Annotated in this window: 16 protein-coding genes; all 16 read left to right on the plus strand. The window is 32.0% G+C overall.

The window, feature by feature from the left end:
• Positions 1–4: 4 nt before the first annotated feature.
• The 16 genes from sov (at position 5) to MUN68_RS00865 (ending at position 19821) form a co-directional block, all read left to right on the plus strand.
• Entirely contained in the window at positions 5–7507 is a 7503-nt protein-coding gene (gene sov / locus MUN68_RS00790) for a T9SS outer membrane translocon Sov/SprA (protein ID WP_249996497.1), read from the plus strand.
• Positions 7508–7565: 58 nt separating this feature from the next.
• The gene (gcvH, locus tag MUN68_RS00795; RefSeq protein WP_249996467.1) at positions 7566–7946 is read left to right on the plus strand and encodes a glycine cleavage system protein GcvH; all 381 of its coding nucleotides are present in this window, start codon (positions 7566–7568) and stop codon (positions 7944–7946) included.
• A gap of 19 nt (positions 7947–7965) precedes the next feature.
• A complete protein-coding gene (locus tag MUN68_RS00800; protein ID WP_249996498.1) occupies positions 7966–8301 on the plus strand; it encodes a VanZ family protein in 336 nt (111 codons plus the stop codon).
• Positions 8302–8363: 62 nt separating this feature from the next.
• Positions 8364–9089: an energy transducer TonB gene (locus MUN68_RS00805; RefSeq protein ID WP_249996468.1), complete on the plus strand. Its 726-nt coding sequence runs from the start codon at positions 8364–8366 to the stop codon at positions 9087–9089.
• Between the two features lie 116 nt (positions 9090–9205).
• On the plus strand, positions 9206–10000 hold the full coding sequence (locus MUN68_RS00810; RefSeq protein ID WP_249996469.1) for an energy transducer TonB: 795 nt from the start codon (positions 9206–9208) through the stop codon (positions 9998–10000).
• Between the two features lie 142 nt (positions 10001–10142).
• The gene (locus tag MUN68_RS00815) at positions 10143–12251 is read left to right on the plus strand and encodes a gliding motility protein RemB (protein WP_249996471.1); all 2109 of its coding nucleotides are present in this window, start codon (positions 10143–10145) and stop codon (positions 12249–12251) included.
• 184 nt (positions 12252–12435) lie between these two features.
• A complete protein-coding gene (cyoE, locus tag MUN68_RS00820; protein WP_249996499.1) occupies positions 12436–13293 on the plus strand; it encodes a heme o synthase in 858 nt (285 codons plus the stop codon).
• 2 nt (positions 13294–13295) lie between these two features.
• On the plus strand, positions 13296–13877 hold the full coding sequence (locus tag MUN68_RS00825) for a cytochrome c oxidase subunit 3 (RefSeq protein ID WP_249996472.1): 582 nt from the start codon (positions 13296–13298) through the stop codon (positions 13875–13877).
• A gap of 138 nt (positions 13878–14015) precedes the next feature.
• The gene (locus tag MUN68_RS00830) at positions 14016–14993 is read left to right on the plus strand and encodes a cytochrome c oxidase subunit 3 (RefSeq protein ID WP_249996473.1); all 978 of its coding nucleotides are present in this window, start codon (positions 14016–14018) and stop codon (positions 14991–14993) included.
• A gap of 21 nt (positions 14994–15014) precedes the next feature.
• Positions 15015–15395: a cytochrome C oxidase subunit IV family protein gene (locus MUN68_RS00835; protein ID WP_249996474.1), complete on the plus strand. Its 381-nt coding sequence runs from the start codon at positions 15015–15017 to the stop codon at positions 15393–15395.
• 88 nt (positions 15396–15483) lie between these two features.
• Entirely contained in the window at positions 15484–16200 is a 717-nt protein-coding gene (locus tag MUN68_RS00840; RefSeq protein ID WP_249996475.1) for a hypothetical protein, read from the plus strand.
• Positions 16201–16206: 6 nt separating this feature from the next.
• Positions 16207–16962, plus strand: a complete 756-nt coding sequence (locus MUN68_RS00845; RefSeq protein ID WP_249996476.1) for an SCO family protein — start codon at positions 16207–16209, stop codon at positions 16960–16962.
• Between the two features lie 6 nt (positions 16963–16968).
• Positions 16969–17514: a DUF420 domain-containing protein gene (locus MUN68_RS00850; RefSeq protein ID WP_249996477.1), complete on the plus strand. Its 546-nt coding sequence runs from the start codon at positions 16969–16971 to the stop codon at positions 17512–17514.
• A 3-nt stretch (positions 17515–17517) separates the two neighbouring features.
• Entirely contained in the window at positions 17518–17745 is a 228-nt protein-coding gene (locus MUN68_RS00855) for a hypothetical protein (protein WP_249996479.1), read from the plus strand.
• A 137-nt stretch (positions 17746–17882) separates the two neighbouring features.
• A complete protein-coding gene (locus MUN68_RS00860; RefSeq protein WP_249996480.1) occupies positions 17883–18584 on the plus strand; it encodes an ABC transporter ATP-binding protein in 702 nt (233 codons plus the stop codon).
• Entirely contained in the window at positions 18577–19821 is a 1245-nt protein-coding gene (locus MUN68_RS00865; protein ID WP_249996481.1) for an ABC transporter permease, read from the plus strand. The genes MUN68_RS00860 and MUN68_RS00865 overlap by 8 nt, the downstream gene beginning before the upstream one ends.
• Position 19822 lies beyond the last annotated feature (1 nt).

Below are 19822 nucleotides of genomic sequence, written 5' to 3' on the forward strand. Positions count from 1 at the left end.
TTTGATTAAAATAACTAACGATACCTTGCTTAAATCTTTACAACGTTTTATCTTGATTCTAATTTTGGTGCTAGTTAGTACTTCTGCTTTTTCACAGCAAATACCAACAGGACAAGATACTACAGCTACAGCTAAAACAGGCTTTTCATTAGGTAGTATGAATATGCCTAATCCTCAAAGTATTGTTTCAAAATATACTTATGATCCTGTTACAGATCGTTACATTTATACAGAATCAGTTGGCAAATTTAATATTAATTATCCAATAATATTAACACCAGCAGAGTTTCAAAAATTAGTTTTACAAGAGCAACAACAATTGTACTATAAACAAAAAATTGATGCGAAAGAGGGTAAAAAAGAAGGTGCTGAAGAAGAGCAAAAAAATCTGTTGCCAGAGTTTTATATCAATTCAGGGTTTTTCGAAACTGTTTTTGGTGGTAATACTATAGAAGTGATTCCTCAAGGTTCTGTTGAAATGGATTTAGGTATTTTGTATACCAAACAAGATAATCCAACATTTTCTCCTAGAAACAGAAGTAATTTTACATTTGATTTTGATCAACGTATCAGTTTAAGTTTACTCGGTAAAGTGGGAACAAGATTACAGGTAACCGCTAATTATGATACAGAATCTACTTTTGATTTTCAAAACTTAATTAAGTTAGAATACACACCAACCGAAGACGATATTGTAAGAAAAATTGAAGTAGGTAACGTTGCCATGCCTCTTAATAGTTCATTAATTACTGGAGCCCAAAGTCTTTTCGGTGTAAAAACTGAATTGCAATTTGGAAAAACAAGAGTGACCGCTATCTTTTCTGAACAACGATCTCAATCACAATCTGTTACTGCTCAAGGTGGAGGAACATTAGAAGAATTTGAGTTTTTCGCAAGGGATTATGATGAAAATAGACACTTCTTTTTGGCACAACACTTTAGAAATAATTATGATGAAGCGATGCTTCGGTATCCATACATTAATAATAATATCCAAATTACACGTGTTGAAGTTTGGGTGACAAATAGAAGTAATCAAACAGATAACGTTAGAAATTTAGCAGCATTCCAAGATTTAGGAGAGTCAGAAGTAATAGGTTTAAATAGTCCACCACCAGGATTTGTTAATGTAGGTGCTAATCAGCCACCAGATAATGGTAATAACGACTTCGATCCAACAAATATAGCAGGACCAGGTTCTTTACTGTCTCCTTTAGTTAGAGATATTACAACTGTCGAACAAGGTATTCAGGTGCCAGCCAATGAAGGATTCGATTTTGGTAAATTAGAAAATGCTAGAAAATTACAAGAAGGTTCCGACTATCAATTACAACAGCAACTAGGTTATATTTCACTTAACCAAAGACTTTTAAATGATGAAATTTTAGCAGTGGCTTTCCAATATACTATTGGTGGAGAAGTGTATCAAGTTGGTGAATTTGCAAATGATGGTGTTAATTCTACGGCAACAAATAATGATGATGATCAAGATGGCATTCCTAATGATGCAGATGTAGATGTAAATGGAGATGGTTCTCCTGACAATGGCACTGATACAGATGGAGATGGAATTAATGATGCAACTGATGCCGATGTAAATGGCGATGGAACTCTTGACAATGGTACAGATTTCGATGGTGATGGAATTAATGACAACTCCATTGTTCTTGAAGGCTCTACTCAAAGTTTAATTGTTAAGATGCTTAAGAGCCCTGTAACAAGTGTCGATCAGCCTATTTGGGACTTGATGATGAAAAATATTTATGACACAGGAGCATTTCAATTAGAAAAAGATGATTTTAAACTTAACATTTTTTATACAGAAGCTTCGCCATTAAATTATATTTCTCCAGTGGTTTTATCCGATGGAACAACAATACCATTCCCAACTTTTGATAATAACTCTCCTTTTGATACCACTGATGATGGTGAGATTGTAGATACACCATTAATTCGATTATTTCATTTAGACCGATTAAATTTCAATAACGATCCACAAGCTGGAGGTGATGGTTTCTTTGATTATGTAGAAGGAATGACGGTATTATCACAAAATGGAAAAATTATATTTACTAAAGTTGAACCTTTTGGACGTTACCTTTTTGATGTACTAGATGATGATGGTAATCCAAATGATAATGCTGCAGATTATGAGGAAGAAACATATACAAACTTAAATCAAGAAAAATATGTTTATGATATCCTGTATAAAGAAACTAAAACAGCAGCTTTAGATGAAGCAGAAAAGAATAAGTTTCAAATTAAAGGACGTTATAAATCTTCTGGTGGTGATGGTATTCCTTTAGGAGCATTTAATGTTCCAAGAGGTTCTGTTGTTGTTACTGCTGGTGGTCGTACTTTAGTTGAAGGTGTAGATTATACTGTAAATTATCAAATTGGACGTGTTCAAATTCTAGATGAGGCTTTAAAAGCTTCTAATATTCCAATAAACGTTTCCGTAGAAAATAATGCAGTTTTTGGTCAACAAACAAAACGATTTACAGGTGTAAATGTTGAACACCAGTTTAATGAGAATTTTGTTTTAGGAGCTACTATTTTAAATCTTAGCGAAAGACCAATCACTCAAAAAGCAAATTATAATACAGAACCAATTAACAACACCATTTTTGGTTTTAATGGTAATTACTCAACTGAGATTCCATTTTTTACACGTTTAGTAAATAAACTTCCAAATGTAGATACAGATGTGCCTTCTAATTTATCTGTTAGAGGTGAATTTGCATATTTAGCTCCAGGTGCTCCAAAAGGGACAGATTTTAATAATGAAGCTACAGCTTATGTTGATGATTTTGAAGGCACTCAAGGTGCTATCGATTTATTATCACCTCAATCTTGGTTTTTGTCTAGTAGACCTAGACTATTAGGTAAAACGTATCCAGGTTTTATTGGTGAAGATGAAAACGGTTTACAAAACGGATTTGATAGAGCCATGCTAAACTGGTATACTATTGATCCAATTTTTTATAGTAGTCAACGTCCTGGTGAAATTACAGATGATGATGTGTCGAATTTATATACGAGACGAATATTCATTGACGAAGTATTCCCTGAAATTAATGTCGCTCAAGGCCAGCAAACGATCATAAATTCTTTAGATTTAGCCTACTATCCAACAGAAAGAGGTCCTTATAATTTTGATCCAGATGCTACAACTGGAGTCATTGATGCCAATGATAGTTGGGCAGGTATTACAAGACAAATTACGTCTACAGATTTTGAGCAAGCTAATGTTGAATATATCGATTTTTGGGTGCAAGATCCTTTCTTAGATGACGCTGTTCCTGCTGCTGCGCATGGAGGAAAACTATTTATAAATCTTGGAAATATCTCTGAAGATGTATTAAAAGATGGTAAAAAGCAATTCGAAAACGGACTTCCCGAAAATGGTAATATTAGCGATTTAATACCAACGAGTTATACTACTGTAGTGCCAAGAAATCAATCTTTGATTTATACATTTTCATCTACAGGAGCAAACCGAGATAATCAAGATGTTGGTTATGATGGTTATGATGACAATGAAGAAGCAACGATCATTCCTAATGGTGCTGCTTTTGGACCAGATCCAGCAAATGATAACTACAGATATTATCTAAATACTAGTGGAGATATTTTTGAACGTTACAAAAAATATAACGGTTTAGAAGGAAATTCTCCGGACGAATTTTCTGATACTAATAGAGGTTCAACGGCTCAGCCAGATGTTGAAGATATTAATAGAGATAATACAATGAATACGATTGATAGCTATTTTCAATATGAAATAGATATTACACCATCGTCATTGAATATTTCGAATCCTCAAATTAATGATATTAAAAATAGAAATGTCACACTTCCAAATGGTGATGAACGCAATGTGACTTGGTACCAATTTAGAGTTCCAATCTCTGACCCAACTGATGCTATTGGTGGAATAACTGATATTAGATCTATACGTTTTGCTAGACTATTTGTAAACGGGTTTCAACAACCAAGAGTATTACGTTTTGCAACATTAGATTTAGTTAGAAGTGATTGGAGACGTTATACACTTACTCTAGATGAAGAGCCAAATAATGACAGTGATAACACAGACCTTAATGTAGGCGTTGTTGGCTTACAGGAAAATGATGGGAATTATGTGTTGCCTCCAGGAGTTGAGCTTGAACAACTTAATAATAACAACAATATTATCAGACAGAATGAACAATCCTTACAAGTTGAGGTTTGCGAATTAGAACCTAGAGATTCTAGAGGTGTATTTAAAAATATTAATATAGATATGCGTCAGTATAATAAACTGCGAATGTTTATACATGCTCAAGAAGGTGAAACAGGCAATTTAGTTGATGGTGATATGGTTGGTTTTATTCGTATGGGTAATGATTTTACTCAAAACTATTATCAAATCGAAGTGCCTTTGCAAGTGTCTTCTGGGTCATCTACAGCTGAAAATATCTGGCCTGAAGTTAATGAAATCAATATTGAACTTAGTGTTCTTGAACAGATAAAATCCTTAGGGATTACTAATGGAACTTTAGCAAATGAAGATCCTACATTTTATGATGTTCAAGATGGTCAACTCACCGAAGTTGATGAATTTGACACGCATACTATAGGACAACAAAGAGTTGCTATTAAAGGTAATCCAAACTTTGGAGATGTTAGAGTGTTAATGGTTGGACTTAAAAATCCTGACAATAATGGTATGAATGCTTGCGCTGAAGCATGGTTTAATGAACTTCGTTTATCAGATTTAGACAACGAAGGTGGTTGGGCTGCTGTGGCAGCTGTGGATGCAAATTTTGCTGATTTCGCAGATATTAGTGCTACAGGAAGAAAAAGTACCATTGGATTTGGTTCTGTTGAACAACGACCAAATGAGCGTAGTAGAGAAGATGTTCAACAATTTGATATCGTAACCAATATGAATTTAGGACAGCTTTTGCCTAAAAAATGGGGAATGCAAATTCCATTCAATTATGGTATTGGTGAAGAAATAATTACACCAGAATATGATGAGTTTTATCGTGACATTAAACTAGAAACTCAATTAGCAAATACAAACAATAAGGATTCAATCTTAAATGTTAATGAGCAATATACAAAGCGACAGAGTATTAATTTTATTGGTGTAAGAAAAAATAGAACTACTGATAAAAAGCCTCGTTTTTATGATGTTGAAAATTTAACTTTAAACTATTCATATAATAAAACTGAACATAGAGATTTTGAAATTGAAAACTCTTTAGACCAAAATGTGAGAGCTGGAGTTAATTATAACTATAGTTTTGAACCAAAGAGTATAGAACCTTTCAAAAAGAACGATTCTTTATTTAAAGGGAAATATTGGAAAATTCTTAAAGATTTTAATTTCAATCCAATTCCAACTAGTTTCTCAATAAATACAGATATAATTAGACAGTTTAATAAACAGAAATTTAGAGAAGTCGATTTAACAGGTGATAATATTGGTTTAGAAGAACTGTATAGAAGAAATTATAATTTCAACCTTCAGTATGTTATTAATTATAACCTTACGAAGGCATTAAGCCTTAATTTCACAGCCTCAAACTCTAATATTGTTCGTAATTATTTTGTTGATGATGTTTTAAATGGAAGACAGGATTCTGACTTAGATGTTTGGGATGGCTTCTTCGATTTTGGAGACCCAAATATCCAAAATCAACAACTTCAAATTAATTATGAAATTCCATTGTATAAAATTCCAACATTAAGCTTTTTAAGAGCTACATATTCTTATACTGGAGATTTTCAATGGCAAAAAGGTTCAGATTTAAATCAGAATTTACAGATCAGAGATCAAGATGATCCAAATATTATTAATACCTATAACTTAGGTAATTCCATTCAAAATGCGAATACTCATAATATCAATTCTACCTTAGATATGGCTAAACTTTACAAGTATGTAGGACTTGTAAAAAAACCAGTTAGAGCAGCTAGAGGTGGTCGTGCGTCAAATAACGCAGTTCCAAAAGGGCTTGAAGCAAAAGATATTAAAAAAGATAGTAAATCAGATGCTAATAATCTTGATGCAAATGGTAATCCAATTAAGAGTAAGGTTGGTGCAGGAACAAAAATTTTAAATGGTGCTATCGATTTATTAACTAGCGTAAAACGAATTCAAATTAACTACTCTGAAAATAATGGTACATTTTTACCAGGTTATTTGCCAACTCCAGGCTTTCTAGGAACATTAAAACCGTCTTTAGGATTTACTTTTGGTAGCCAAGCAGATATTAGAGATCGAGCAGCACGAAATGGATGGCTAACTGTGTTTCCAGATTTTAATCAGCAATATACTGAGGTTACAACTAAAATTCTTGATGTATCTGCAAATGTCGAGTTGATAAAAGATTTAAAAATTGATATCACTGGAAACAGGACTTACTCAGAAAATTTAACTCAAAACTTTAATACCACAGATCTTAATGATGATGGTTTTAGTGATACTTACAATGGATTACTAACCAATTCATTTGGAAACTTTAGTATTTCAACAGCTCTTATTAAAACAGCATTTAGTGCTAGCGACGAAACTCAATCTGCTCCTTTTGATGATTTTAGATCTAATAGAATAGTAATTGCAAATCGTTTGGCTAAAGAGTTTTATGGAACAGATAACTTTGCTAGAGATGGCGAAGGTTTTCCATTAGGTTTTGGTAAAAATAACCAAGCCGTATTATTGCCAGCGTTTTTAGCGGCTTATAAAGGTCAGAGTGCTGATAAAATAGGTTTATCAGCGTTTAGAGATATTCCAATTCCTAATTGGCAATTGAAATATACAGGTTTCATGAAAATGAAATGGTTTAAAAAGAATTTTAAGCGTTTCTCAATCACGCATGGTTATAGATCTAGTTATACTATTAATCAATTCAGATCAAACCTAGATTTAGAGCCTGGAAGTTTAAAACCAGGAGTTACTTATGAAAATCAAGATCAAGACAAAGTTCTAGATCAAGCTGGTAATTTTAAAAATGCAACCATATTTAGTAATATCAATTTAGAAGAACAATTTAGTCCGCTATTTAGGTTGGATTTTGAAATGAAAAATTCAATAAAGATATTGGCTGAAATGAAAAAGGATAGAATTTTGTCTTTAAGTTTTGATAATAATCTCCTTACAGAAATTCAAGGAAATGAATATATCTTAGGGCTTGGTTATCGTATTAAAGATTTAAGAATACGTTCTAAATTAGCAGGTCCTAAACAAATCATTAAGAGTGATTTAAATTTGAAAGCTGATATTTCAGTAAGAAATAATAAAACGATCATTAGATATTTAGATATTGAAAACAATCAAATTACTCAAGGTCAAACAATTTGGGGATTAAAGTTTGCTGCTGATTATGCATTTACTAACAACCTAACTGCTATTTTCTATTTTGATTATACATTCTCTGAGTATGAGATTTCAACAGCTTTTCCTCAAACAACAATACGTTCAGGATTTACTCTGCGATATAATTTTGGTAATTAATTATAGAAATTAATCCAAAAAAATTATTTTTGTAAGCATAATAATTATAACTAATAAGATGAATATACCATCAGATTTAAAATACACAAAAGACCACGAATGGATTAAGATTGAAGGTGACACTGCAACGATAGGAATTACTGATTTCGCTCAAAGTGAATTAGGTGATATCGTTTATGTTGAGGTTGAAACTGTTGATGAAACACTTGATGCTGAAGAGATTTTTGGTACTGTTGAAGCTGTAAAAACCGTTTCAGATTTATTCTTACCACTTTCTGGCGAAATTGTTGAATTTAATGAATCTCTGGAAGATGAACCAGAAAAGGTCAATTCCGACCCATATGGAGAAGGATGGATGATAAAAATGAAATTCTCTGATGCTTCACAAGTTGAAGGTTTGCTTTCTTCAGACGATTATAAAGCTATTGTAGGTGCTTAAACGTTTGTCGTTGCCAATAGTGCTCGTTTATATAATAGCACTCACTTATGGTAGTTTAGGTAATATTAGCGGAGTTCCAAAATTGGGATTTACATTTGATGATAAAATTTATCATTTATTGGCCTATGCAATTCTTACTTTTTTGCTCTTTAATTACATTAGAACAACCCAAGTAAAAAAGGCTATTTTACTTTCGGCAAGTATTGCATTTGTTTATGGCATTATTATTGAGGTTTTACAATCAACATTAACAGATTTTAGAACACCAGATTATTATGATGTTCTTGCAAATACAATAGGAGTGGTATTTATAATGTTGTTGTTGAGATTTAAAACGAAACTAAAGTTAAAATAAATAATAGCTTGCTTTTTTAACATATTTTTGGTTAATTTAGCATTCTTAATACCTTAAGTGATATGGAACCTAAAAAAAATACAAAATCTGATGTGAGCAGAAATGCATCTCTCTATTTTGCAGTCGGTTTAACGTTAATGATGGCATTGACCTATTTAACAATAAACTATAAGTCATATGATAAATCTGATATAGACTATGGAATGGTAGATGTTGATGATGAATTAGAAGAAGAAATTCCAATCACTCAACAGGAAATAATTCCACCACCACCACCACCTCCACCACCAGTTGTTCCAGAAGAAATTGAAATTGTAGAGGATGAAAAAGAGGTAGAAGAAACAGTAATTGAATCTACAGAAACTGATCAAGAAGAAGAAATTGTTGAGGTGGAAGAAGTAGAAGTAGAAGAAGTCGAAGAAGATATTGAAGTGCCATTTGCAGTCATTGAGAATGTTCCAATTTTTCCAGGATGTGAAAAGGAAAAAGGAAACAATGCTAAAAAGCAATGTATGTCTGATAAGATTGCAAAATTTGTAAACAGAAAATTTAATACTGAATTAGCTGGAGACTTAGGGCTTTCAGGAAAGCAACGTATCAGCGTTATTTTTAAAATTGATAAAAACGGTAATATTACTAATATTAGAGCTAGAGCTCCGCATCCAGGTTTAGAAAAAGAAGCAAAACGAGTAATAGGTTTGCTTCCAAAAATGAAACCAGGAAAACAACGTGGAAAAGCCGTAACAGTACCTTACTCACTTCCAATTTTATTCCAAGTACAAGACTAGACAGTAAGTGTAAACATATTAATATTCAAAATCCCATCTAATTAATTAGATGGGATTTTTACTTTGGTATACTTATTGCGATTTTATCATAACATTAACATTAACATTTTAATATTATGAAAAATTTTAAAAAATCGCACAGTATTGCTGGTCAGAGCAATGCTAAGATGCAAAAATCGCAAAAGCATGATGCAAATTTACAAAAAAACTCAATGCTCTATTTTCAAATAGGGCTTATTTTATGTTTGTTGGGCACTTATGGTTTGTTTGAAATGAAATTTGAAAAGAAAGAGTTTACCATTCAAGAAATCGCCCAAATTGAAGATACTGGAGAAGTGCTGGTCAAACCTTACACGATTGAGACAGATGTTAAAATTGAAAAACAAGTAGAGCAGAAATCATTATCTCTTGTTGACAAGCCACCAGTAATTGTTGAAGATAATGTTGTAATTATTGAAAACCCAATTGTTATATCAAAAAATGAAATTTTAAATAAACCAATAGATGTTGGTAGTCTTGGTAATATTGAAAAACCAGATGAAATTATCGAGCCTCCATTCAGTATGAAAGATGTTGAGGTAGTGCCAATTTATCCAGGATGTGAAAAAGCAACGACCAATAGAGAGCGTGTTAAATGCATGTCAAATAAGTTAGGGAAATTAATTCAGAGAAAGTTTAATACTAGCTTAGCTGCCGATTTAGGTTTATTTGGGATGCAAAAAATTGATGTGCAATTTAAGATTGATAAGAATGGTCTAATCACCGAAATTAAAACGAGAGCTCCTCTTCAGCAATTAGAAGATGAAGCTAATCGTGTCGTAAATAAGATTCCTCAAATGACTCCTGGGAAGCAACGTCATAAACCTGTAGCAGTATTGTATAACTTACCAATAAAATTTCAGGTAAGATAAATCATTAGCATCTTTGCTGTGAAAAGCCGTTATCATTTTGATGACGGCTTTTTTTTATTATGAATACGAATTGGCTATAGGTTTTGTTATCTCTTTTGAAAAAAATAGTATCTTTCGAGCTAGAAAAACGCATCCCTTGTTTATGAAAAATTGCTGCATTATTATTTTTACTTTTTTTATTGGTTTTTTAAATGCACAAACAATTGATAGTTATGAAAAACCACCAATTTTTCCTGGATGTGAAGGCCAACCAATTGATGCTCTTAAAGTTTGTTTTAATAACAGAATAAATCAGCATATTTACAGCACATTTAAAGTGCCACAAATTGTTAATGATGAGTCCTATAAAGGAGATATAAAAATTTTATTTGAAGTTGATAAGGAAGGTCAAGTAAATCTCCTTCATATTGATGCGGTTTATGTCGAACTTAAAGATGAAATCAAACGTGTTTTTGAATCACTTTCTAAGGTCTCTCCAGGAACATATAATGGTAGACCAACGTATTATCAATATTCTATAAGTGTAAAGATTCCTTTGGTTGATCCCGAAATTTTAACTAGTGAAATAAAACCTTTGCCAAGCGTTAAGGAGATAGTAGATTTAAATGATTTAGTAAGTAATGAGTTTGATAGTGTTAATATCAATACTACGAAATATGAAAAGCTAGAGTATAAAAGTCAGCTTAATATTCCGTTCACTCATAATTATTATAGTAAGTTCGATCAGCAAATGAATGGCTTGGGAACAAACAGTCATACGGCTGCTAAACCCTTTGTTTATAGTGATGTTTCAAAATATTACGATTTTGAAGCAGAAAAGGAATCTTTAATAAAAGGCACTGATGGATGGTGGAGTAGAAAACTTTGGGATGAGCATTTGGTTGCTGTCCAAAGTAAAGAGTATTGGTTTACTTTAAATCCAATATTTGATTTGCAACTTGGTAAAGATACTGAAGCAGATTTTAATACGACGTTTAATAATACAAGAGGCCTTTTAATACAAGGAGGTTTAGGTAAGAAGTTTAATTTTACAGTTTCTGTATTTGAAAGCCAAGGTCGATTTGCTCAATATTTTAATCAATATGCTGAAAGTTTAAAAGCTTCTGGTTCAGATCCTGCAATAATACCTGGTAGAGGTATTGCCAAAAGATTTAAAGATGATGCTTACGACTATCCAGTAGCAGAAGCTTATGTGTCTTATACGCCTTCAGATTTCATAAATATTCAATTTGGTCATGGCAAGAACTTTATTGGTGACGGTTACAGATCGTTGTTACAAAGTGACGTTGCAAGCCCTTACCCATTTTTAAAACTAAACACTAAATTTTGGAAAATTAAATATACCAATACTTGGATGTGGCTAAGAGATGTAAGACCTGAGGTTACAGAAGAAGATGCCTTTCTAACCAAATATATGGCAACTCATTATTTAAGCTGGAATGTTTCTAAACGATTAAATGTTGGATTATTTGAATCTGTAATATGGACAGATTCTAATGATAGAGGATTTGATGCGAATTATCTAAATCCTGTCATTTTTTATAGAGCTATCGAATTTGCAACAGGTCCTGAAGCTGGTAATGCAATTTTAGGTGCATCAGCGAAATATAAGTGGAATAACAAAGTCAATCTTTATGGACAATTTATTGTTGATGAGTTTTCACTAGATGATATTACTGGAGGAAATAAAAGTTGGAAAAACAAGCTTGGATACCAGTTAGGAATTAAATATTTTGATGCTTTTAAAGTGAAAAATTTAATGCTACAATTTGAATATAATAAAGTGAGGCCGTATACGTATTCTCATAATTCGATTGTTTTAAATTATGCTCATAATAATCAACCAATGGCGCATCTTTGGGGAGCAAATTTTAGTGAGGCAATAATAATTGGGAGATATAATTATAAAAGGTGGTTTGCTGATGCGAAACTGATTTTTGGTAAGCGAGGTTTCGATTTTAATGATGGTACTAATTTCGCTAATTATGGTTCTAATATTTATAGAACTGAAGACGATCGTATTGCTGATACAGGAATCACGGTTGGTCAAGGAAATTCTACTAAAGTATTTCAAGCTGATTTGATGGCTGGATATATAATTAATCCTGTTAGTAATTTAAGAGTCTTTGCTAATGTGACTTTTAGGGATTATAATCCTGAAGCTGATACAGCAGCAGCATTAAACACAAATACGTCTTGGTTTAATATTGGAGTTAGAACCGATTTATTTAATTGGTATAATGATTTCTAAAAAATGTTATCTTTTTTAAACTAACATAAAAAATCTTTTGTTTTTCTCTGAAATTATAAAACCTCATTAAAAATCGAATTACTTTTAATTAGCATTGCTCAAAACCTTTTTTCCGAGTATCTTTGCAAACGCAATAAAATCACTTGTATTGAGTACAGTAAAAACTTCAGCTCCAAAAGCATCAATGATTTCTGATTTCAAAGAAATCACTAAGATAAGGCTGTCTGTCAGTGTCGTTTTTTCAGCACTTGCAGGATATTTACTTGGCGCAGTAGAAGTAGATGTATACACTTTGATTTTATTGGCTTTTGGTGGTTATTTTATGGTTGGTGCTTCTAACGCATATAATCAAATCATTGAAAGAGATTTAGATGCTTTAATGGATCGCACTAAAAACCGACCAGTTCCAGCTGGACGAATGTCTGTAAAAACAGCATTTATTATTGCTACTGTTTTTACAATTGCAGGAATTACAACATTATATGTGATTAATCCTAGTACAGCTATGTATGGAGCCATATCTATCTTTTTATATACTTGCGTTTATACTCCATTAAAAACAAAAACACCTTTAGCTGTATTTGTTGGTGCAATTCCTGGCGCTATTCCTTTTATGTTGGGATGGGTTGCTGCACGCAATGATTTTGGTATTGAACCAGGTACGTTATTCGCTTTACAGTTTTTTTGGCAGTTTCCTCACTTTTGGGCTATTGGTTGGTTCCTTTTTGATGATTATAAAAAAGGAGGCTTTTTTATGTTGCCAACTGGGAAACGTGATAAAGGAACTGCAGTGCAAACCATCATGTATACCATTTGGACTATTTTGATATCTATTGTTCCAGTGTTTGGAGTTACGGGAGATTTGAAATTGTCTATTGTAGCTGCGGCTATCGTTTTTATACTAGGTTTGGTTATGTTGTATTATGCATTTGAATTATTTAAAAAACGAACAGCTAAAGCGGCAAAACAGTTAATGTTGTCGAGTGTTTTATACATCACATTGTTACAAATAGTTTATGTAGTTGATAAGTTTATAAGATAAATATGGATTTAACAGAAGGTACAATACAGGAGAAAAACGATAGAGCAAAACGAATGATGCTTTGGTTTGGAATTATATCACTTATCATGTCTTTTGCAGGATTAACCAGTGCCGTTTTGGTAAGTAGAAAACGTGAAGACTGGATGCATGATTTTGAAATGCCTAATGCTTTCTTGGTAAGTTGTGTGCTAATTGTCATAAGTAGTTTGACTTTTATATTAGCAAAAAGAGCAATTAAGAATAACAACAGAAACAATGCTACTTTGATGCTATTGCTGACTTTTGCATTGGGAATTGCATTTATTTACTGCCAGTTTTATGGCTTTGGTCAAATTGTAGCTTCTGGTTATAATTTTACAGGACCAACTAGTAATGTCACAATGAGTTTCATTTATGTCATTGCATTTGTACATATTTTGCATGTTGCAGCAGGTCTTATTTCTTTGTTGGTCGTAATTTATAATCATTTTAAACAAAAATATAACGCAACAGAAATGCTAGGCATGAACCTTTCTGCTACCTTTTGGCATTTTATAGATATACTGTGGCTATTCTTGTTTTTGTTTTTATCATATTTAGTATAATTTTTCAGTCAATTTGATAGGCTAAAAGCCTATATCTAGTCTAGTATTGGTCTATGTTTTCATTTTTTAGAAGATGATGTTTTTTTACATAGATAAAATGATTATTTTTGTGCAACTTTTAATAACTAAACGCTTTATATGGATACTACAGTAGCAAATACTGGAACAGAAGGCAAAACTTGGGGTGGAGGTAATCAACCTCTAAAATCTAGTTATGGTAAAATGATGATGTGGTTCTTTATCGTATCTGATGCCTTAACTTTTTCAGGGTTTTTAGCAGCTTACGGATTTTCAAGATTTAAGTTTATTGGCTCTTGGCCAATCGCAGACGAAGTGTTTACACACATTCCATTTTTCCACGGAAACTATCCAATGATTTATGTTGCTTTCATGACATTCGTATTGATTATGTCATCAGTAACTATGGTACTTGCAGTAGATGCTGGACATCACATGAAAAAGAACAAGGTTATATGGTATATGTTCTTAACTATTATTGGAGGTTTAATATTCGTTGGGTCTCAAGCTTGGGAATGGGGAACATTCATTAAAGGTGATTATGGTGCTGTACAAACTAAAGGTGGAAATATTCTTCAGTTTGTTGATGTAAATGGAGATAGAGTTGCCGTAAGAGATATTGCAATAGATGCCCATGGAGAAAGAGTTCAACATGATCGTAAAAGTGGTTTGTGGTTTGTTAGTGAAGGTGCTTTGCCAGCTTACACTGTTAACGAAGTGTATAATGGTCTAGAGGCGAATTCTAATGTTTTAGTTAGAACACAGACTATAAATGCTGAAGGTGAGAAAACAGTATTGTCTAGAGAAGAGTCATTAAGTCAAATTAAAAATAATGGAAAACTAGTTGTTGAAGGTGCTAATTTGCATGTCAATGAATATGGAACATCATTATTTGCTGATTTCTTTTTCTTTATAACAGGATTTCACGGATTTCACGTATTCTCGGGTGTAGTAATTAACATCATTGTCTTTTTCAATGTGATTTTAGGAACTTATGAAAGAAGAGGAAGCTATGAAATGGTTGAAAAAGTTGGATTATATTGGCACTTTGTAGATTTAGTTTGGGTATTCGTATTCACATTCTTCTATCTTGTTTAATTTCGAATAATAGTATTTAAAATGGCAGACGCACATAAATTAGAAATATTAAGAGGTTTGATAAAGTTTAAATCAAACACTCAAAAAATTTGGGGAGTTTTAATCTTACTTTCTATCATTACAGCAGTAGAAGTAGTGTTAGGTATTTATAAACCAGAATCTTTAATGTCTAAGGTTGTTGGAATGAAAATTCTTAATTGGATTTTTATCATATTAACAATCGTTAAAGCATATTACATCACTTGGGATTTCATGCACATGAGAGATGAAGTTAAAGCCCTTAGACGAATGGTGGTTTGGACAGCTATATTCTTAATATGTTATCTTATTTTTATCCTTTTACAAGAAGGAGGTTACATTGAAACTGTATATTCAAGCGGATTTGTAAAAAGAGACTTTTAACATATTGTAATCACATAAAGTATATAAAAAGACGGTTTATTTAAACCGTCTTTTTTATTTTTGTAAAACAAATTAAATACTATAAATCATGAAGAAAATGTCATTAAAAACGATCCTAGTTTTATGTGTTTTGTTTTTTTTACCTGTCATGTTTTTGTTGTTTTTATATCCATCGACACACAATTATAATCCGTTAGATATTATTGATAATAATGTAACTGAATTGCAGTTTTTTTCTTCAAAGTCTGAAGAAAAAATACAATTAGAAAACCACATTACAATTATTGGGTTTTTAGGTAATGAGCCAATTAATCATGTTATTGCGGCTTCAAACTTAAAAGAATTAGTTTATGATAAATTTAAAGGGTTTAAAAAGTTTCAAATCGTTATTGTGCTTCCTAAAGGCACAGAAACTAAAGCTGAACAACTTCAAAAAGAGATAAATAATTATGATGACATGCGCTTTTGGCATTATGTTTTTGGTGAACCCAATGATATAAATAATCTCTTCAATAGCTTGAAAACTGAAGAAAAGCTTGATGAAAATTTATTTACTGATCATATTTTTATAGTAGACAAAGATAATGCTCAACGAGGTAGACTTGATGATAGAGAAGATAAAGAGAAAGAAAGAAACGAACCCATCTATCCTTTGTATTCATACGATTGTATAGAAGTAGCTGAAGTGAAAAACAAAATGAGTGACGATCTTAGAATTTTATTTACTGAGTATCGTCAAAAACGTAAAGGAGAATTTGATTCATCCTCAAGACGTGCAGAAGATTTAAAGGCTAACGATAAATAAATTATTATGAGCACAAAAAAAACAAACTACTCTTTTATTGGTATCGCTTTTATAATTCTAGTTTTCGGAATTATTTTTATTCCTAAAATTGTAGATAGAATTACAGAAGATGATGTTACAAGAACAGAAAGTAGAAGTAGTAATGTGTCTACAGATATTGAAGGTTTTGTTTCAGATTTAATGTTTATAGAAATTAATGGTCAACCCAAAAAAGTGCCTGCTTTTTCATTTGTTAATCAAAATGGTAAAACCATAACCAATAGCACTTTTGAAGGTCAGGTTTACGTTGTTGAGTTTTTCTTTACAACATGTCCAACAATTTGTCCAAGAATGAATAGGAATTTGGTCCAAATTCAAAACACATTTTCAGATTTTGAAGATTTTGGAGTAGCTTCATTTACAATAAATCCTGATTTTGATACGCAAGAGGTTTTAAAAGTATATGCTGAAAACTACGGAATTATAAATCCAAATTGGCATTTAATGACTGGTGACAAAGATGAGATTTTCGAATTAGCGAATGTTGGATTTAATATATATGCTGGCGAAAACCCTAACGTTGAAGGTGGTTTTGAGCATTCAGGAAATTTTGCTTTAATTGATAAAAATGGATTTATTCGATCTAGAAAAGATGATTTTGGTAACCCTAAAATATTCTATAAAGGAATCATTAGCGAAACGGAAAAAGAGGATGAAGATGGCGAAACAGAAGAGATAAGTATGTTAAAAGAAGATATTGCAAAACTTTTAAAAGAAGATTAAAGCATCATGAATAACGAAAATCTTATTGAAGAAAAAAAATATAATAAGTGGATTGTAGTTTTAGCGATAGTAATTCCTATAGTAGTAGCTGTGCTTTCAAGAGTGAAATTGCAAGATTTTGGAATTGAAGTTGAACCTTTAACTTTTTTACCGCCTATTTATGCTGCTATAAATGGATTAACAGCGATTGTTCTTATTGTTGCTTTTATTGCAATAAAAAATAAAAACATAGTGCTTCATGAAAATCTAATGACAACAGCTATTTGGTGTTCTGTAGTGTTTTTGATTATGTATGTAGCCTATCACATGACAAGTGATTCAACAAAGTTTGGAGGAGAAGGCACTATTAAATATGTTTATTATTTCATTTTATTGACACATATTTTATTATCTATTGTAATCATTCCTTTTGTTTTAATAACTTATGTTAGAGCCATAACGAATAATATTGAACGTCATAAAAAAATCGCCAAAATCACGTTTCCTCTATGGCTGTATGTTGCTGTTACAGGAGTAATTGTATACATGATGATATCACCTTATTATGTTTAAGATATGAAGCAAAAGTTAATCTGTTTGGTGTTTTTTATGTTCTTTTTTCTAAGTAGCAATGCGCAATGTGCTATGTGTAGAGCAGTCTTAGAAAGTGAAGAAGGACAATCTACGGCCGAAGGTGTAAATGATGGTATAATGTACCTCATGGCTGTTCCATATATTCTTGTGGGAAGTATAGGTTTTATAATTTATTGGAAGTTCTTCAGAAACAAGAATGAAATAAAATAAAATTATCTGCGTTTTACTGTAACATTTTGTGTATTTAGAAGTCTTATAAATATCAATCAAAATCAATTCTTAACAAATAGTTAGGATAATCCGTTTATGGATTGTCGTAATTTTGTTAAGAATCAACCATCTCCATTATGATACAAATCAAGGATTTACACAAATCTTATCACATGGGAAGCAATTCGCTTCACGTTTTAAAAGGAATAAATTTTGATGTAAAGGAGGGCGAACTTGTATCTATAATGGGGTCTTCAGGATCTGGAAAATCTACACTTCTAAATATTTTAGGGATGTTAGATGAAGCTGATACTGGAAGCTATGTGCTTGACAACGTATCCATTAAAGGTCTAAATGAAAAAATCGCCGCTAAATATAGAAACGAATTTCTAGGCTTCATTTTTCAATCATTCAATCTTATTAATTATAAAAGCGCATTAGATAATGTTTCAATGCCATTATATTATAAAGGGATTAAAAGAAAAGAACGTACAGAAAGAGCAATGCATTACCTTGAAAAAGTTGGTCTTGCAGAATGGTCTCATCATTTGCCTAGTGAATTGTCTGGTGGACAAAAACAACGTGTTGCAATAGCTAGAGCATTAGCAAGTGATCCTAAAGTGTTATTGGCAGATGAACCAACAGGAGCTTTAGATACCAAAACGTCTTATGAAGTGATGGAACTTATTCAAGGAATTAATGACGAAGGTAAAACAATACTAGTTGTAACACATGAGCACGATATTGCTCAAATGACTAAACGTATTGTTAATCTTAAAGATGGAATTATCATAGATGACAATACGGTAAAACAAGTAAGAGCATCTCAATATGTTTGATATAGAACGTTGGCAAGAAATATTTGAAACACTAAGCAAAAATAAATTGCGTACGTTTTTAACAGGCCTTTCTGTAGCTTCTGGAATATTTATTTTAGTAATACTTCTTGGTTTTAGTAAAGGTATTGAAAATGGAGTTAAGTCAGAATTTGAAAGAGATGCAACTAATTTAATTACTGTTTGGACAGGTGTAACTACAAAAGGCTATAAAGGCTTAAATCCTGGTCGTTACATTCAGATGAAAAACGACAATTTCGATAAGATTTCTCAGAAATATGAAGATAATATTGAGTATGAAACTTCATTATATTCAATTTGGGGAGCCGAAATTTCTTATAAAAATGAATCGGTAAATTATCAAGTAAGAGGTGCAATGCCTGGTCATCAATTTATTGAAAATGCAGATATGGAATCTGGTAGATTTGTAAATCAAGCAGATTTAGATGACACTAGAAAAGTAGCGGTTATTGGACGTAAACTGAGACAAGATTTATTTAAAGATGAAGATCCAATCAATAAAAGTATCACCATTTATGGAATGAATTTTAAAGTTATAGGTGTTTTTATTGATCCAGGCGGAGAACGCGAAGAACAACAAGCTTACATTCCAATAACGACAGCGCAGAAAGTATTTGGAGCTGGAGATAATATCAGAAACATGCTATTTACAGTTAAAATGTCTGATAATTTTGATGAAGCTGTAGCCTTATCTCAAAATATGGCTAACGCTGTTGAAAATGAGTTGAAACTGATGCATACTGTTTCACCAGATGATACAAGTGCTGTTAGAGTCTTTAATACACTAGACAAAGCAAAGCAAATTTATTCGCTAGTTGCAACAATTCAAGCTGTGTTTTGGTTTGTTGGTATTGGAACCATAATTGCTGGAATTGTAGGTGTCGGAAATATTATGCTCATCATTGTTAAAGAACGAACAAAAGAAATAGGTATTCGAAAAGCTTTAGGTGCCTTGCCAATTTCTATTATTAGCATGATTCTTCAAGAGGCCATTTTTGTGACTATGTTCGCGGGTTTATTTGGTTTAATCTTCGGATTAGGATTGTTAGAATTAGTAGGTCCTCAAATTGAAAGCGATTTTATAAAATATCCACAAGTAAATTTTAATATTGCACTTACTACTGTGTTTTTGTTAGTGTTTGCTGGTGCTTTCGCTGGATTTATACCAGCATATCGTGCTGCTAAAATTAAACCGATTGTAGCATTAAGAGACGAATAGT

Source organism: Psychroserpens ponticola, from assembly GCF_023556315.2.
GTDB classification, from domain to species: Bacteria; Bacteroidota; Bacteroidia; order Flavobacteriales; family Flavobacteriaceae; genus Psychroserpens; species Psychroserpens ponticola.

Excerpts from the sequence above, each read along its gene's own strand:
- MUN68_RS00830 (WP_249996473.1), top strand. The coding sequence starts at position 14,016 with ATGGATACTACAGTAGCAAATACTGGAACAGAAGGCAAAACTTGGGGT.
- MUN68_RS00825 (WP_249996472.1), top strand. The coding sequence starts at position 13,296 with ATGGATTTAACAGAAGGTACAATACAGGAGAAAAACGATAGAGCAAAA.
- MUN68_RS00805 (WP_249996468.1), top strand. The coding sequence starts at position 8,364 with ATGGAACCTAAAAAAAATACAAAATCTGATGTGAGCAGAAATGCATCT.
- MUN68_RS00850 (WP_249996477.1), top strand. The coding sequence starts at position 16,969 with ATGAATAACGAAAATCTTATTGAAGAAAAAAAATATAATAAGTGGATT.
- MUN68_RS00835 (WP_249996474.1), top strand. The coding sequence starts at position 15,015 with ATGGCAGACGCACATAAATTAGAAATATTAAGAGGTTTGATAAAGTTT.
- gcvH (WP_249996467.1), top strand. The coding sequence starts at position 7,566 with ATGAATATACCATCAGATTTAAAATACACAAAAGACCACGAATGGATT.
- MUN68_RS00855 (WP_249996479.1), top strand. The coding sequence starts at position 17,518 with ATGAAGCAAAAGTTAATCTGTTTGGTGTTTTTTATGTTCTTTTTTCTA.
- MUN68_RS00815 (WP_249996471.1), top strand. The coding sequence starts at position 10,143 with ATGAAAAATTGCTGCATTATTATTTTTACTTTTTTTATTGGTTTTTTA.
- MUN68_RS00865 (WP_249996481.1), top strand. The coding sequence starts at position 18,577 with ATGTTTGATATAGAACGTTGGCAAGAAATATTTGAAACACTAAGCAAA.
- MUN68_RS00845 (WP_249996476.1), top strand. The coding sequence starts at position 16,207 with ATGAGCACAAAAAAAACAAACTACTCTTTTATTGGTATCGCTTTTATA.
- MUN68_RS00860 (WP_249996480.1), top strand. The coding sequence starts at position 17,883 with ATGATACAAATCAAGGATTTACACAAATCTTATCACATGGGAAGCAAT.
- MUN68_RS00810 (WP_249996469.1), top strand. The coding sequence starts at position 9,206 with ATGAAAAATTTTAAAAAATCGCACAGTATTGCTGGTCAGAGCAATGCT.
- MUN68_RS00840 (WP_249996475.1), top strand. The coding sequence starts at position 15,484 with ATGAAGAAAATGTCATTAAAAACGATCCTAGTTTTATGTGTTTTGTTT.
- cyoE (WP_249996499.1), top strand. The coding sequence starts at position 12,436 with ATGATTTCTGATTTCAAAGAAATCACTAAGATAAGGCTGTCTGTCAGT.